The sequence below is a fragment of the Oceanicola sp. 22II-s10i genome (genome assembly GCF_002210105.1).
In the GTDB taxonomy this organism is placed as follows: Bacteria; Pseudomonadota; Alphaproteobacteria; order Rhodobacterales; family Rhodobacteraceae; genus Pseudooceanicola.
In genome coordinates this window covers 1-14,345 of record NZ_AQQU01000029.1, presented here as the reverse complement: position 1 = coordinate 14,345, position 14,345 = coordinate 1, and the positions used below count along the sequence as shown (strand labels likewise).

The 14,345-nt window shown below is 61.8% G+C and carries 12 protein-coding genes; 4 read left to right on the top strand and 8 right to left on the bottom strand.

The features are described from left to right. Nucleotides 1–59 precede the first annotated feature (59 nt). The 5 genes from ATO6_RS24600 to ATO6_RS24580 form a co-directional block, all read right to left on the bottom strand. Nucleotides 60–1,112: an alcohol dehydrogenase gene (locus ATO6_RS24600; protein WP_088626555.1), complete on the bottom strand. Its 1,053-nt coding sequence runs from the start codon at nt 1,110–1,112 to the stop codon at nt 60–62. 12 nt (nt 1,113–1,124) lie between these two features. Next, on the bottom strand, nt 1,125–2,573 hold the full coding sequence (locus tag ATO6_RS24595) for an NAD-dependent succinate-semialdehyde dehydrogenase (RefSeq protein ID WP_088626554.1): 1,449 nt from the start codon (nt 2,571–2,573) through the stop codon (nt 1,125–1,127). Nucleotides 2,574–2,684: 111 nt separating this feature from the next. Then, nucleotides 2,685–3,440, bottom strand: a complete 756-nt coding sequence (locus ATO6_RS24590) for an SDR family NAD(P)-dependent oxidoreductase (RefSeq protein WP_088626553.1) — start codon at nt 3,438–3,440, stop codon at nt 2,685–2,687. Nucleotides 3,441–3,512: 72 nt separating this feature from the next. Continuing rightward, nucleotides 3,513–5,141, bottom strand: coding sequence for an NAD(P)/FAD-dependent oxidoreductase (locus tag ATO6_RS24585; protein WP_088626552.1), 1,629 nt, complete (start codon nt 5,139–5,141; stop codon nt 3,513–3,515). Nucleotides 5,142–5,238: 97 nt separating this feature from the next. After that, nucleotides 5,239–6,204, bottom strand: coding sequence for an alpha/beta hydrolase (locus ATO6_RS24580; RefSeq protein ID WP_254919280.1), 966 nt, complete (start codon nt 6,202–6,204; stop codon nt 5,239–5,241). A 285-nt stretch (nt 6,205–6,489) separates the two neighbouring features. On the opposite strand from ATO6_RS24580, the gene ATO6_RS24575 reads away from it, so the two are divergent. Next, nucleotides 6,490–7,422, top strand: a complete 933-nt coding sequence (locus tag ATO6_RS24575; protein ID WP_088626551.1) for an IS5 family transposase — start codon at nt 6,490–6,492, stop codon at nt 7,420–7,422. Between the two features lie 64 nt (nt 7,423–7,486). Here ATO6_RS24575 and ATO6_RS24570 read toward each other — a convergent pair whose 3' ends face one another. Then, the gene (locus ATO6_RS24570) at nt 7,487–8,365 is read right to left on the bottom strand and encodes a helix-turn-helix domain-containing protein (protein WP_141102082.1); all 879 of its coding nucleotides are present in this window, start codon (nt 8,363–8,365) and stop codon (nt 7,487–7,489) included. Nucleotides 8,366–8,497: 132 nt separating this feature from the next. Between ATO6_RS24570 and ATO6_RS24565 the strand changes: the two genes are divergently transcribed. Continuing rightward, on the top strand, nt 8,498–9,508 hold the full coding sequence (locus tag ATO6_RS24565) for a LysR family transcriptional regulator (RefSeq protein ID WP_141102081.1): 1,011 nt from the start codon (nt 8,498–8,500) through the stop codon (nt 9,506–9,508). Nucleotides 9,509–9,517: 9 nt separating this feature from the next. Here the strand turns inward: ATO6_RS24565 and ATO6_RS24560 are convergent, their stop codons facing one another. Both ATO6_RS24560 and ATO6_RS24555 read right to left on the bottom strand, forming a co-directional pair. Continuing rightward, a complete protein-coding gene (locus ATO6_RS24560; RefSeq protein WP_088626548.1) occupies nt 9,518–11,638 on the bottom strand; it encodes an acetate--CoA ligase family protein in 2,121 nt (706 codons plus the stop codon). Nucleotides 11,639–11,673: 35 nt separating this feature from the next. After that, nucleotides 11,674–12,840 carry an acyl-CoA dehydrogenase family protein gene (locus tag ATO6_RS24555; protein WP_088626547.1) on the bottom strand — a complete coding sequence of 389 codons (1,167 nt, stop codon included), beginning with the start codon at nt 12,838–12,840 and terminating at the stop codon, nt 11,674–11,676. Nucleotides 12,841–12,926: 86 nt separating this feature from the next. On the opposite strand from ATO6_RS24555, the gene ATO6_RS24550 reads away from it, so the two are divergent. Together ATO6_RS24550 and ATO6_RS24545 are read left to right on the top strand one after the other, a co-directional pair. After that, complete coding sequence (locus tag ATO6_RS24550) at nt 12,927–13,742, top strand: IclR family transcriptional regulator (protein ID WP_088626546.1); 816 nt, start codon at nt 12,927–12,929, stop codon at nt 13,740–13,742. Then, nucleotides 13,733–14,345, top strand: a 613-nt coding sequence (locus tag ATO6_RS24545) for an SDR family NAD(P)-dependent oxidoreductase (protein WP_088626545.1), incomplete at its 3' end; no start/stop codon positions are given. The genes ATO6_RS24550 and ATO6_RS24545, both read left to right, overlap by 10 nt.

Sequence of the window (14,345 nt, the reverse complement as noted above, 5' to 3'; positions counted from 1 at the left end):
TGACGATCGAACTGTTCCAACTCATAACGTGGTCGCCCGTGAAGAGCACTCCGTCCGTGTTATGGCGTCAAAATCGCCCGTCCTACTATTTCGCCCTCTTCGAGACGATTCAGAGTATTCTCGGCCTCTTCTAGATCGACCGTTTCGGTCGGCAGAACAGCGACCTTTCCGGCCCTGGCAAGCTCCATCAGTTCGGCGAATTCGGACAGGGATCCGACATAGCTGCCCAGGATTGTCAGGGCTTTCACCGGGATCAATGGCAACGCCCAGGGCGCCGCGCCGCCGAACAGGCCGACGATGACGATCTTGCCGCCCTTGCCGACCGCGTCGAAGGCAAGGCTGGCGGTGGGCTCGGCGCCCACCAGATCGACAACAGCCAGCGCCGGACCGCCCGTGGCCGCCTGGACCTGGGCAACCGCATCCTCGGCGGCACCGTCAATTGCCGCGCCCGCGCCCGCCTTCAGCGCCGCGTCGCGCTTAGCCGGATCGATATCCACGACAACGGGCGGCAACCCGCCCATAGCTTTCACCAGGCCAATCGCCATAAGACCCAGCCCCCCGGCCCCGATGATCATCACCGGAGCGGCCTTGATCGTGTCTTCGACCTTTTTCAGCGCCGAGAATGTCGTGAGCCCGGAACAGGCCAGCGGCGCCGCCAGTTCGGGGCTGATGTCGCCGATGTCGAACAGATAGCGCGGGTGCGGAATCTTGATCCGATCCGCATAGCCGCCATCGGCGAACATGCCCAGATACCGGGGGGCCGCACAATAGTTTTCGAGCCCCGCCTTGCATTGGTGGCATTCGCCGCATCCCTGCCATGGATAGACGACGAAATCCTTGTCACGCTTCAGCTCGCCCGCATCCGGCCCGACCGCGATGACCCGGCCAACCGGTTCGTGCCCCATCACCAGCGGCAGTTTCATGCCACGATCGCCAAAGCTGAGCGTCTGGCCGTGGCCCAGATTGTAACAGCCTTCGCGGATATGCAGGTCGCTGTGGCAAACGCCGTTCGCGGTCACCCGCAACAGCACTTCGCTGCCGCTCACTTCGGGGTCGGGGCGATGTTGGGAGACAAGCGGCTTACCGAATTCGGTCAGGGATTCGCATTTCATTGTGACAACTCCTTAGATTTCAGCTTGCGCTACGAATTTGTTGGTCAGGAAGGACTCCAGACCCTCGATCCCGCCTTCGCGGCCATATCCCGACTGGCGCCGCCCGCCGAGAGAGGAGTCAAGAAACACTAAGCCAAACCCGTTAATGCCAACCATGCCCGCATCCAGCGCCGCCGATATCCGGTCGGCACGATCCTGCGAACCGGTAAAGGCATAGGCACCAAGGGCGAAATCAGTGCTGTTCGCCTTTGACACCGCGTCGTCGAAATCGGCGAACCTGTTGACGATCGCCACCGGGCCAAAGGGTTCTTCTTGCATGATGCGCGCCTCGGGCGGGACATCGGCCAGCACCGTGGGGGCGTAAAAATTGCCGGGCCGGTTCAACCGCATTCCCCCGGTCAGAACCCGTGCGCCCTGAGCGATGGCGTCCTGTACCAACGCATCCACCGCCTCGATCCGGGCCGGGCTCATCAGCGGACCCATCTGGGTGTCAGGCTCCATGCCGTCACCGACGGTCAGGATTGAAAACTTCTTAGCAAAGCCGGTGGCGAAGGCGTCGCAGATCCCGTCCTGCACCAGAAAACGCGTCGGCGATATGCAGACCTGCCCGGCGTTGCGGGCCTTTGTCGCGACGGAAAGATCAAGCGCGCGGTCCAGATCGGCGTCGTCGAATACGACTACCGGGGCGTGACCGCCCAGTTCCAGAACACATGGCTTGGCCTCGGCCCCGGCCTGCGCGCCAAGGATCTTGCCCACCCGGGTCGATCCAGTAAAGGCGATCTTTCGGATTACGGGCGAAGCAATCAAAGCCGCGCTGATCCGGCCCGGATCGCCGATCAGGACATTGAGCGTGCCGCGCGGCAGACCCGCTTTCTCCAGTGCCTTGGCGACGGCCTGAAAGCACATCGGGGTTTCTTCGGCGGGCTTGACCACCACCGGGCACCCAACCGCAAGCGCCGACGCCATCTTGCGCGCCGCAAGCGAGGCAGGAAAATTCCAGGGCGCAATCGCAGCAATCGGTCCGATCGGCTCCGTGCGCATGGTCCGTGCCACGTATCCCGGCATTGCGCCCAAGGAGCGATCCTTCAGCTCTGCCGCCGCATCCGCGCTCCATTCAAGCAGGGCGGCACAGTTTTCGATCTCCAACCGGCTTTCGGCCAGGGGCTTGCCCAGTTCCAGCGTCATGTGGCGAGCGGCGGTTTCGGCGTCTTTGCGCAGTTCGGCAGCGGCCTTGTGCAATATGGCGCTGCGGTCCAACAGGGACATGCCCGACCAGATCGGAAAGGCGGCCTCTGCCGCATTCAGCGTGCGTTCGATATGGGCGGGTTCAGCCATCGGGAAATCGGCCAGTCTTTCGCCTGTCGCCGGGTTGTTCACTTCGCCCATTTTCGGCGTCGTGGTAATCCATTCGCCATCGACGAAAAGCGCGGGCTGCCCGTATTCGGGATGATGCGGTGTCATGAGATCCTCGGATTATGTGTCGATGCTGGGTTCCGCGAACGTTGGCATGCGCGGACAGCGCGGCGAACAGGGATGCCCCCCTGCCCGCCACAACCGTTCGAACGCAGAGCGTCAGTTGCAGGTATATCCGCCGTCCACGACAAGTTCGGAGCCATGCACGAAGGACGCATCGTCAGAGGCCAGGAACAGAACCGCCTGCGACACCTCTTCGGGTTTGCAGGGCCGGTCGAACAGGGTCGCCCCCATGATCGCGGTGCGGGTTTCGGTATCGCTGTGCAGCAGATCCTTGGTCATCGGGGTGTCGATAACGCCGGGGTGGATGGAGTTGACGCGAATGCCATGCTCAATTAGATCGACCGCACAGGATTTCGTCATCAGCCGCACGGCGCCCTTGCTGGCGATATAGGCCCCGGCCATCGGCGCACCGACGATCCCGTAGATCGACGAGATATTCACGATGGACCCGCCGCCGCTGTCCTTCATCAGAGGCACACAGGCGCGAATGCCCAGGTAGACACCCTTTACGTTGACGTTGAACACCTTGTCCCATTCATCCGGTTCGGTTTCATGCGCCGGTTTCAGGATCAGGATGCCGGCGTTGTTGACCAGCACGTCCAGACGGCCGGCTTTTTCCTTGACCGTTGCGGCCACCGCGTTCCAGGCGGCTTCGCTGGCGGCGTCATGCTTGATGAATTCGGCCTTGCCGCCAGAGGCGCGGATGCCTTCAACCACGGCATTGCCCGCCGTTTCGTCGATGTCGGTGACAAAGACGGTGGCGCCTTCGGCGGCCAGTGTTTCACTATGGGCCTTGCCCATGCCCATCGCGCCGCCGGTGACGATCGCGACTTTTCCAGATACTCGTCCCATTCTTTCCTCCCTGGGTTCAGTTGATAAATGGTTTCCGCCGCCAGACAGGACGGCGGAAACCGGGAAATGATGTTACTCTGCCGCCACGGGCATGGGAGTCTGTTCGAAAGAGGCATAGCCGGAATCGGCCACCTCTTTCAGCACGGCACGATAGTTGACCAGACCGCCCAGATAGAACCGCACCGCGTTCTTCTTGCCGGGAACATTGGCGCCGAAAATCCAGGATTCCGCCTTGGGGAACAACGTCATGCCGGCGATTGTGCGGCAGGTTTCCAACCATTCCTCCTCGGCCGAGGGTTTGGGATCGAAGGCCGCGATGTCGTTGTCTTCGATATATTTGATCGCGTCCGAGATCCATTCGACCTGGGTTTCGATCGATGGCGGCAGATTGGTAAACGGTCCGTTTGGGCCGAGGATCATAAAGAAGTTCGGGAAACCGGTTTCGGAAACTCCCAGATAGCCGTCCGGCCCGTCCTTCCAGCGGTCCGCCAGAGTTACGCCGCCGCGTCCACGGAAGTCGATCTTCATATAGTTGCCTTCAACCGCATCAAACCCGGTCGCGAGGATCAGGATATCCAGTTCGCATTCAGTTCCATCGGCAAGCCGGATACCGGTCTCGGTAATTTCTTCGATCGGGTTGCGCTTGACGTTGATCAGCGAAACGTTGTCGCGGTTGTAGACCTCGAAGTAATTGTGCCCGCACAGAGGCCGCTTGGCATAAAGATCTGTCGGCGTCAGCAATTCGGCGGTCTTGGGATCCTTCACGATCTGCTTGATCTTCGTGGTGATGAATTTCTGCGCCGCCTTGTTGGCGGCTTCATCCGTGGCAATGTCGCAGAAGGTGGCGAACATGAAACGGAACCCGCCGCCCTCGTCCCAGGCCTCCTGGAAGATCCGGTCGCGTTCCTCTTCGGACACCGACATCGCGGGGATCGTGGATTCCTCAAAACCGAAGGCGACACCGGAACTGAACACCTGATCCCAGATCGCGTCATAGTTCTTTTTGATCTCGGTGATCTCTTCAGGCGATTGCGGGCGGTTGCCTACGGGCACGTTATATTGGGGCGTCCGTTGGAACACCGTCAGATGCTCGGCCAGCGGGGCGGTTGCGGTGATCACCTGCTGACCGGTCGATCCGGTGCCGATGACGCCGATACGCTTGCCTTTCAGGTCCACACCTTCTGGCCACTGGCCGGTATGGATCAGCTCGCCCTTGAAATTGCCGATGCCCTTGATGTCGGGCGTATTGATCGCCGACAGCAGGCCAAGCCCGCAGACAATATATTTGGCCTTTACCGTGTCGCCCTTGTTGGTTGTCACGGTCCACAGATTGGTGGCTTCGTCGAAATGCGCCGCCGTGACCCTGGTGTCGAACTGAAAGCTGCGCCGCAGGTCGTATTTGTCGGCGAACCGGTTCAGATAGGTCAGGATTTCGGGCTGTGTGAGATAGGTGGTTTCCCAGGTGCTTTCCTGCAGCAGTTCCTTGTCAAAGGCATAGCGATAGACATGGCTGGGCGTGTCCGACAGGGCGCCGGGATAACGGTTCCAGTGCCAGGTGCCGCCCACGCCGGGGGCGTCGTCATAGGCCTGGACCTTGAGGCCCAGATCGTCGCGCAGTTTCTTGACCTGATAGAGACCGCCAAAACCGGCCCCGATTACGATGGCGTCGACATCGCCGCCATGGGTGTTGGTATGTGTCATGATGTCCTCCCAAAAGGGTGCGGGGCCGCCATTGGCGTCCGCATTAGATGCACCCCTTCCGGCCCCTTGCCGGAAAGGGCGATGGGTTCAGGCGATGTCAGAGAGCCTTGTACCAGGCTCCGATCCGGGCGATTTCCGCGTCGGCCTCGGGGGCGCGTCCGGCCAGGAACGGGAACACGTGCTGCATCCCATCCACCACCGACAAGGTCGTGTTGACGCCTGCCGCCTTGGTTTTGTCGGCCAGGCGGGTCGCATCGTCCCGCAGGGTTTCGACCTCGCCGGCATTGATGTAAAGCGGCGGATAGCCCGCGAAATCGTTTTTCAGCGGGTTTGCCAGCGGATCCGCCGGATCGCCGCCTTCGCCCAGGAACATGCCGCGCATCCCTTCCAGGACGGGTCGCGATACCAGCGCGTCGGTCGCCTCGTTCGAGGACAGCGTGCCGCCAGAAAGTTCCATGTCCAGCCAGGGCGAAAAGGCAATGACCGCGCCGGGCAGGGTCAGCCCCAGATCGCGCAGCTTCAGGACCGTCGCCACAGCCAAGTTGCCACCCGCGGAATCGCCGGCGGTCAGGATGTTTCCGGGCTTGATCCCGTTGTCGACCAGCGCCTGATAAACCGAAACCGCGTCTTCGATCTGGGCTGGGTACGGGTGTTCGGGGGCACGGCGATAATCCAGAATGAAGGCCGAAACCCCCAAGGCCTTGGCCAGATGACCCGCCATCTTGCGGTGGCTGGACGATGATCCGACCGCAAAGCCGCCGCCATGGGTATATGCCATGACCTTGCTTTGGTCGCATCCGGCCGGATAGGCCCAGACCCCATCCACACCTCCCAGGGTGTCGGATTTATAAGTGACGCCTTCGGGCTCCATTGTCGGTTTTTCCCATTCGTCGAACAGGGCGCGCAGATCCGGAACCGTCATCTCCGGATTGGCGGTCATGCGGTCGCTCCAATCCTGGTAGAGCGCCCTCAGATAGTCGGACTCGTTTGATGCCATGGTCATTTCTCCTCCTAAGAATTTTAGTTCAGGCCCACGCACCCGGTTCGGGTTGCGCGGCCTCATCCACGGTATTGAGGGTCCGAAGCGATCCGTCCTCCCGGATTGGCTTGTCCGCCTATTGCTTGCTGCCCCCCAACAAAAGCGCCGTCCAGGCACCGCACCGATGCGCCGGACAAACGAACGCTAGTCGAAAAAAATTGGCCGGTATTGGACGATGCTGCTTTTCTTTGGTTGGATATTGCTGCCGCGGTTTCGCCCGCCATGGTGCGCGATTGGCGGGAAACGGCTTTGTTGCATAAATGGCGTGAGGGGATTCATGTCGTGAATCCAGTGTGATAGCTGGAAGTCATGAGCAGCTCGGCACCAACAAGGTACAAGACCACGAACTGGTCCGCTTACAATAGCGCGCTGAAGCAGCGCGGATCACTGACGATCTGGTTTGATCCCGAGATGACCTGGACACCCCCGCCAAGCGGCAGGCGCGGCCGACAGCAGAGCTTTAGTGACGCGGCGATCCAGACCTGCCTGACCCTGAAAGTTCTATTTGGTCTTCCGTTGCGGCAAACGACCGGGTTCGTGGAAAGTCTCCTGCGTCTGGTCGGACTGGACTGGACGGTGCCGGGTTTCAGCACACTGAGCCGCCGCCAGAAGACGTTGAACGTGCGCCTGCCGTATCGCGGCTCTACGGGACCGCTGAACCTTCTCATCGACAGCACTGGCATCAAGTCGGAGGGCGAAGGCGAGTGGAACGCGCGCAAGCATGGCGGCCCGAAGCGGCGCATCTGGCGTAAGATCCACCTCGGGATTGATGCGGAAACACTGGAGGTCCGGGCTGTCGAAATCACCGGCAGTAACATCGGCGATGCGCCCATGTTGCCCGAATTGCTCGAACAAATTCCACCCAATCAAGAGATTGGGTCGGTCACCGCGGATGGCGCCTACGACACCCGCAAGTGCCACGAGGCGATTGCTGCCCGACACGCCGATGCCGTGATCCCGCCCCGCAAGAATGCCAAACCCTGGAAGCCCACGAGCGCCGGTGCCATCGCCCGGAACGAGGCAGTGCGGGCCTCACGATACCTGGGCCGTGCGTTGTGGCGAAAACTGACCGGATACCACTGCCGAAGCTGCGTCGAGAGCAAGATGCACTGCATGAAACTGCTTGGCCAATCCGTGATGGCCCGGGACTTCGACCGGCAGGTCGCGGAAATCCAAATCCGCATCGCCGTGCTCAACCGCTACACTGCTCTCGGCATTCCCGTCACAGAGCCCGTAGGATAAGTCCGTCCGGGGAAAGGGGAAATCTGCCCGTCATTGGATTTGTGCAACAAAGCCGCGGGAAACCTCAGCCGCGGCGGAACTTCGCGGGCGTAACGCCGACAGTTTCGCGAAAGACCCTGGTGAAATGGCTTTGATCCGAAAACCCGGTCTCGTCCGAGATCCATGCAATCGGCATGTTCGAACTGTTCAATAAACTCTTGGCGCGGCAGATCCGTTCGGCGGTCACATGGTGATGGGGCGTTTGCCCATAGCTTTCCTTGAATTTGCGCAGGAAATGAAAACTGCTTAGCCCGACAACAGCCGCCATGTCGTCCAGCGCGATTTTCCGTGACAGATGGTTGCGGATATATTCGTCAAGAAGCCGGCGTTCCGTCGCGCCGAACCCGCCCGAAGACGGCACCTCGCGGAACCGGATATTGGCGTAGTTGCGCAACAGATGGATGCAGCTTTGGGTTCTGAGCGTACCCGCCAGCAGATTCGCGCCCGCCGAATTCGTGGTCAACTCGCTGGTCAGCGCCTCCGCGATTCGCGGAAAGACATTGTCCTCGCGCCGCACATGATCGTGGATTTCGATGTCTTCCAGGGGGCGGTCATAGATCTCGCAGGCGACCCCGCTGATGGACTCATGGGACAGATAGATGTGCTGAACGTCAATTGGCGCGTTCCAGGCCCATCGTGATTTCTCGGCCCGCGACAACAGGGAAACCACACCCGCTTCAACGGTCTCTTCCTGCCATTTCCCGCCATCGGAACGCCCCATCCGGGCGGCCTGACCCCGGTAGACGACGATCATGTAATCGCGCATCTCGGGGATCTCGACATCCTGCGAGGCATATTTGTACCCGATGAATTCAAGCCCCTGCCAGCCGCGCGAGGTGCTGTCCACGGTCCGCCGGCCCGGAATCCAGTCGGTTATCTGATCTGGTGGCACCAATGCATTCAACTAAAGCCCCTCCCGATCATCGTTCCCCTCCTATCTTCTCATCGGGGTGCCGCATGATGATGGCCGTCAGCGGTTACGACCGACTTGCTGATCCAAGCAACGGAGCGCCCCGCCAGGGACCGGCCCTGAAATGTGCAAACCCAATCGTTGAATGCTAACAGACGATGTCATATACCAGAAATACTCAACTTTTATATCTGCCATACCGGAACGGCATGGATGAACCTTCGCCAACTTCGCTACTTCCTACAGATTGTCGAACAGCGCAGCTTTACGGCAGCCGCTGAACGGCTGGCTGTGGCCCAACCGGCGCTAAGCCGGCAGATCAGGGCGCTGGAGGATGAGTTGAAGGTTCCGCTTTTGCTCAGGCATGGCCGCGGCGTGTCCCCGACCGAGGATGGGCTTGAATTCGCGCGCCGGGCCAAATCCATCCTGGAGGACGTTCAGCACCTGACCGGGGCGTTTTCGCAGGAACAGGCGCCGCTTGTCGGGACGGTCCGGCTTGGACTGCCTCCGACCGTGTCCAATATCCTGGCCACGCATCTGATCGAGCGCACGATGCAGGCGCATCACGCGCTCAAGCTTCAGGTTTCCGCCGGGTTCAGCGGGCATATTGAGGACTGGCTTGCGCGGGGCAAGATTGATCTTGGCGTTGCATACGGCGAACAGAAATCGACCCTGGTCGATACCCGCCCGATGCTGCGGGAAAAGCTGTTTCTGGTTCAGCCGCCTTCCGCCGCCCCGGTGGACGAAAAGCCGATCGCCCTTGGCAAGGCGCTGTCACTGCCGCTGATCCTGCCGAATACGGGTCATGGGTTGCGGTCGAAAATCAATGCGGCCGCGCAGGCCGAGGGGGTGGCGCTGAATGTCGTCTACGAGATCGACATTCTCGAAGCCATGCTGGGTCTGGTGGAACGTGGCCGTGGCTGCACGATCCTGCCCAAGGTCAGCGTGATACCACAAATGGAGGCTGGCCGATTGGTGACGCGCGCCATCGAAGACCCGGAACTGGACCGGACGCTGGTTCTGATGACGCCGGGTCTGGTGCCGGTATCGCAACTGCACCGCCGGTTCGCCGATTTCCTGACCGACGAGATTCACGATATGGTCGCCACGGGCCAATGGCCCGGGACGCGCCTTTAGGCACCGCTGTCAGGTGGTGTCACCGCCATGCCCGACCGGTTCCAGTTCGATCACCGCGTCCAGCGCATAGGCCCCCTGCCCCTCTGGCATGGCCAGAACCGGATTGAGGTCGATCGAAATCAGCCGCTCTCCGGCCCCGGCGGCAAAGACCGAAAGCCGCGACAGCATCCCGGCCAGGGCGTCGATGTCGGTCGGGGCCTGGCCGCGCAGCCCCTGCAGGATCGCCGAACCGCGAATGGACAGGATCATCTCGCGCGCCTCATCCGGGCCAAAGGGGCAGGCCCGTACCGCGACATCGTTCAGAAGCTCGACGAAAATGCCCCCCAGGCCGAAAACGGCCACCGGCCCGAAGGTCGCATCGCGGTTGATACCCATCAGGCATTCGACCCCGCCCGACAGTTGTTTCGCCACCAGCACGCCGGTCACCTCGGCGTCGGGCGCGTGCCGCGCCGCCGCGGCCAGAATCGCGCCATGGGCCGCGCGAACGGCATCGGCATCGGCAATGTCCAGCCGGACCGCGCCGATGTCGGATTTATGCACGATGTCGGGCGACAGGATTTTCATCACCACCGGATAGCCGAACCGTTCGGCGGCCTTCACGGCCTCATCGGCATCGGCGGCGGCGTATTCCGGCGCGGCGGCGATACCCCAGGCCTGCAGGATGTCTTTGGCCCGTGCTTCGTCGGGGCTGCTGTCCGGCAGGGCCACCGGCCCGGCCTGCGGAAGAGGCACCTTGGTCGGGGCTGTCCCTGCCTCGGAATAGCGCAACACGGTATCAATCGCGCGGACCGCGCGGCAGGGATCGTTGAACACCAGAATGCCGGCATCGTCATACCGGCGCAGGATCTCGGGGTCGCCCAGGGCGCACACGGCGATGATCCGGTCGGGATGGTCCCGGCGCAGCGGCGCCATCGCCTTGAGGATCACCTCGGACATTGCCGGTCCTCCGGCCACATAGGTCAGAAAACACAGCGCCGCGCCATAACCGCCTTCTTCCAGGGCGACACTGGTGAATTTCTCGAACAACGAAGGATCGTTCAGAGCCTGCGCCGTGCAGTCAAGCGGGTTCACCGGCGACGCATATGGCAATATATCCTTCAGGCGTTTCTGGACCGCATCGGGCATGGGGGGCATGGGCAGGCCCAGACCTTCGGCCGCGTCGCTGGCCACGATCCCCGCGCCCCCGCTGACCGTGACAACCCCAAGCGAGCGTGTCGAGGGGAAGACGCCCCTGGAGGCGACATAGGCTATGTCCATCATCGCTTCGGAATCCTGCACCAGGATCGCGCCGTGCCGGGACAGGACCGCATCGGCCACCACCGCGTTTCCGGTCAGCGAGGCGGTATGCGATGCCGCCGCGCGGGCCCCCACGGCGGATCGTCCCGCCTTGAGCAGGATCACCGGCTTGCCCGCCCTGCGCGCCGCATCCAGCGCGGCCAACAGCGCGTCGGCGTCGTTTATCGCCTCCATATAGGCGCAGATCACGTTGGTCCTGTCGCTCTGAACCATCCAGGAAATGGCGTCCGACACCGTGATGTCGGCCTCGTTTCCGGTGGTGATCAATACCGACGAACCCAACCCCTGCTGGCGCGCCAGGGCGCTCAGATGGGCACCGAACGCGCCGGACTGGCTGGCGATGCCGATCGTGCCGGGGCGGGGAAAGCCCAGATCGAGCGATGAGGAAAACGTACCGAAATACCCGATTTCCGCGTTATAGACCCCCAATGTGTTCGGCCCGAGCAGGCGGATCCCGTGTTTGCGCGCAAGGGCGACCAGTTCGCGTTGCGCGGCTTCGCCTTCGGCGCCGGTTTCGGCGAAGCCTGACGAAAACAGGGTTGCCGCCCGGCACCCTTTGGCCCCCAGATCGGCCAATGTCCGGGGCACCAGTTTTGCCGGAACCGCGATCAATGCGGCATCCGGCGTTTCGGGCAGATCGGCGACGCTGGCAAAGCAGGGCAACCCCTGAACTGCGTCCCGCTTGGGGTTGACCGGCAGAATACGCCCCCGGTAACCCGCCTTCAGCATGGCGGCGATCGGGCGCCCGCCGATCCGCAGCGGGTCGTCCGAGGCACCGATCACGGCAACGGATCCGGGCGATATCAGATTGGAGATTTGATCAAGCGTATTCATAACTGGTCCTCAATTCATATCGTGGCGATTGCCGGTCAGCCCATCCGGTCCGCCAGGGTGCGGCGCGCGATCACCAACTGTTGTATCTGGCTGGTGCCTTCGTAGATCCGCAAAAGCCGGATGTCGCGATAGAGCCGTTCGATGTCATATTCGGCCATATATCCTGCCCCGCCGTGGATCTGCAGCGCCCTGTCGGCGATACGGCCCGCGGCCTCGGTGCAGAAATATTTCGTGCAGGACGCTTCCAGAATCGCCTTGCCTTCCCGATCAAAGGTATCGGCGGTGGCCCTGACCAGCGCCCGCGCCGCCTGCAAATCGGCCTGACAATCCGCCAACAGGCCCTGAACCAACTGGTGTTCGCCGATGGGTTTGCCGAATTGTTTGCGTTCCAGCGCATAATCGGTGGCAATGTCCAGCATCCGCTGCCCCTGCCCCACGGCCATTGTGCCGACATGAATGCGGCCCCGGTCCAGCACCTTCATGGCCGTCCGGAACCCCTGATTGATCCGATCCGGCCCGCCGATGATCGCGGTTTCGGGAACGCGCACATCCTCGAAAATCACATCCGAGGTCTTGGTGCCCTTCTGCCCCAGCTTCTTGTCGGGTTTGGCAACGGTGATGCCCGGCGTGTCGGCCGGAACGATAAAGGCCGAAACCCCGTCGGCGCCCGGCTTGTCGGGATCGGTGCGCGCGAAAACGGTGAACACACCTGCGCGCACCGCATTGGTGATATAGCGCTTGGTGCCGTTGATCACGAAATCCGACCCGTCACGCCGCGCCGCGGTGCGAATGCCGGCCGCATCCGATCCGTTGTCGGGTTCGGTCAGCGCAAAAGAGGCGATGACATCGCCACTGGCAACCGCCGGCAGCCAGCTTTGTTTTTGCTCGGGTGTGCCGTCCATCACGATACCCTGCGATCCGATGCCGACATTGGTGCCGATCCGGGACCGAAAGCTAAGCGAGGCATAGCACAGCGCCTCGATCAACCGGGCCTCCTGGGGGACGTTGATGCCGATGCCGCCGTATTCCTCGGGGGTCGAAAGGCCGAACAGCCCCATGTCCTTCATCTCCGAGACGATGTCCTCGGGAATATCGTCCTCTTCCTCGACCCGCTTTTCGGCCGGAATCAGTCTTTCGCGCGCGAACCTGTCCACCGCCACCAACAATTGTTCAAAGACATCCGAATCCACGCCCGCAGCCATGTCATTTCCCCCTTTTCATCACGAAATCAGGCTTGCTATAGCAATGCCTTTTCGTATAGTAAATATCATTCCATATAGGAAATACAATGGTCGACGAGCAGAACACCCAATTTGTCCCAGCCGTGCAAAACGCCACACGGATTCTGCGCCTGATCGCGGCCAGCGGCCGCCCGCAGGGGGCAACAGAGATCGCCCGGCAATCCGGGCTGAGCGTTTCGTCGGTGTTCAAGATTTTGCGCACGCTGCACCAAGAGGGGCTGATCACCTTTGACGCGGATGAAAAAACCTATGGCGTTGCAATGGGTTTGCTGGAATTTGCCATCCCGCTGATCGGGTCCAGCCCCGGCGATCTCATTCGCCCGGCGCTCAGCGCGATTGCCCATGATCACGGCGTGATGATCGCCCTGTGGCAAATCACCCAGGACGACCGCATCGTTCTGACCGACCGTTTCGTGGCGCCCGGCACCGTGCAGGTCGTGATCGCGCCAAACAGCCGTTTGCCGGTTTTCGCAGGTGCCACCGGGCGTTGCTATGCCGCCGCGCTGGGGCTGGACAAGGCTGCGGCGCGCCGTGGCTATGACACGATTCGCTGGCAGGGCGCCCCGGGTTTTGAAAGCTACTGGCAGGATGTGATCGCGGCGCGCGACAGCGGGTCGGCGCAGGATCGCGGCCATCTGTTCCGGGGGCTGGACATGGTTGCCGCACTGGCATGTGACGCGACCCAGGTTCCCCGCCTCGCGATGAGCAGCATCACAATTGCCGGACAGCATTCGGATGACGGTCTGGCAAAGGTCGGTCAAACGCTTGCCGATGTCGCCGCCCGGATCGAACACATCGTTTTCGGGCGTCCGCGCTCGGGACCCACAACAGTTGACGAAAGAGAGGAAACGGAATGTCAGTAAAGACAGCACTTGACGGAAAGGTCGTTCTGGTCACCGGGGCCGGCGGTGGGATCGGGCGTGATATCGCCTTGATGGCAGCTACCGAAGGCGCCGCCGTGGTGGTCAATGATCTGGGCGCATCCCTGAAAGGCACCGGTCAGACAGAAACTGCGGCGCAGAAAGTCGTCGAAGAGATCAGGGCCGCTGGGGGCGATGCCATTGCCGATGGCGGCTCTGTCACCGATCCCGATGCCGCGCGCGCGATGATCGAAGCCGGGGTCAAGGAATTCGGTCGCATCGACGCGGTGGTAAACAACGCCGGCATTCTGCGCGACGGTTACTTCCACAAGATGACCTATGAGGATTTCGACGCGGTGGTGAAGGTCCATCTTTATGGTGCCTTCAATACCAGCCGCGCGGCCGCCGACTATTTCCGCGGACAAGAGGGCGGTTCTCTGGTGCACATGACCTCGACCTCGGGGCTGATCGGCAATCTGGCGCAGGCGAATTACGCGGCGGCAAAGCTGGGCATTGCGGCCTTCTCGAAATCGGTCGCGCTCGACCTGAAACGCTGGAACGTGCGGTCAAACTGCATCGCGCCCTTCGCCTGGAGCCGGATGATCT

What these genes read in the sequence shown, in the direction of transcription:
- ATO6_RS24600 (WP_088626555.1), bottom strand. Translation starts at nt 1,112, where the DNA reads ATGAAATGCGAATCCCTGACCGAATTCGGTAAGCCGCTTGTCTCCCAA.
- ATO6_RS24595 (WP_088626554.1), bottom strand. Translation starts at nt 2,573, where the DNA reads ATGACACCGCATCATCCCGAATACGGGCAGCCCGCGCTTTTCGTCGAT.
- ATO6_RS24590 (WP_088626553.1), bottom strand. Translation starts at nt 3,440, where the DNA reads ATGGGACGAGTATCTGGAAAAGTCGCGATCGTCACCGGCGGCGCGATG.
- ATO6_RS24585 (WP_088626552.1), bottom strand. Translation starts at nt 5,141, where the DNA reads ATGACACATACCAACACCCATGGCGGCGATGTCGACGCCATCGTAATC.
- ATO6_RS24580 (WP_254919280.1), bottom strand. Translation starts at nt 6,204, where the DNA reads ATGAGGCCGCGCAACCCGAACCGGGTGCGTGGGCCTGAACTAAAATTC.
- ATO6_RS24575 (WP_088626551.1), top strand. Translation starts at nt 6,490, where the DNA reads ATGAGCAGCTCGGCACCAACAAGGTACAAGACCACGAACTGGTCCGCT.
- ATO6_RS24560 (WP_088626548.1), bottom strand. Translation starts at nt 11,638, where the DNA reads ATGAATACGCTTGATCAAATCTCCAATCTGATATCGCCCGGATCCGTT.
- ATO6_RS24555 (WP_088626547.1), bottom strand. Translation starts at nt 12,840, where the DNA reads ATGGCTGCGGGCGTGGATTCGGATGTCTTTGAACAATTGTTGGTGGCG.
- ATO6_RS24550 (WP_088626546.1), top strand. Translation starts at nt 12,927, where the DNA reads ATGGTCGACGAGCAGAACACCCAATTTGTCCCAGCCGTGCAAAACGCC.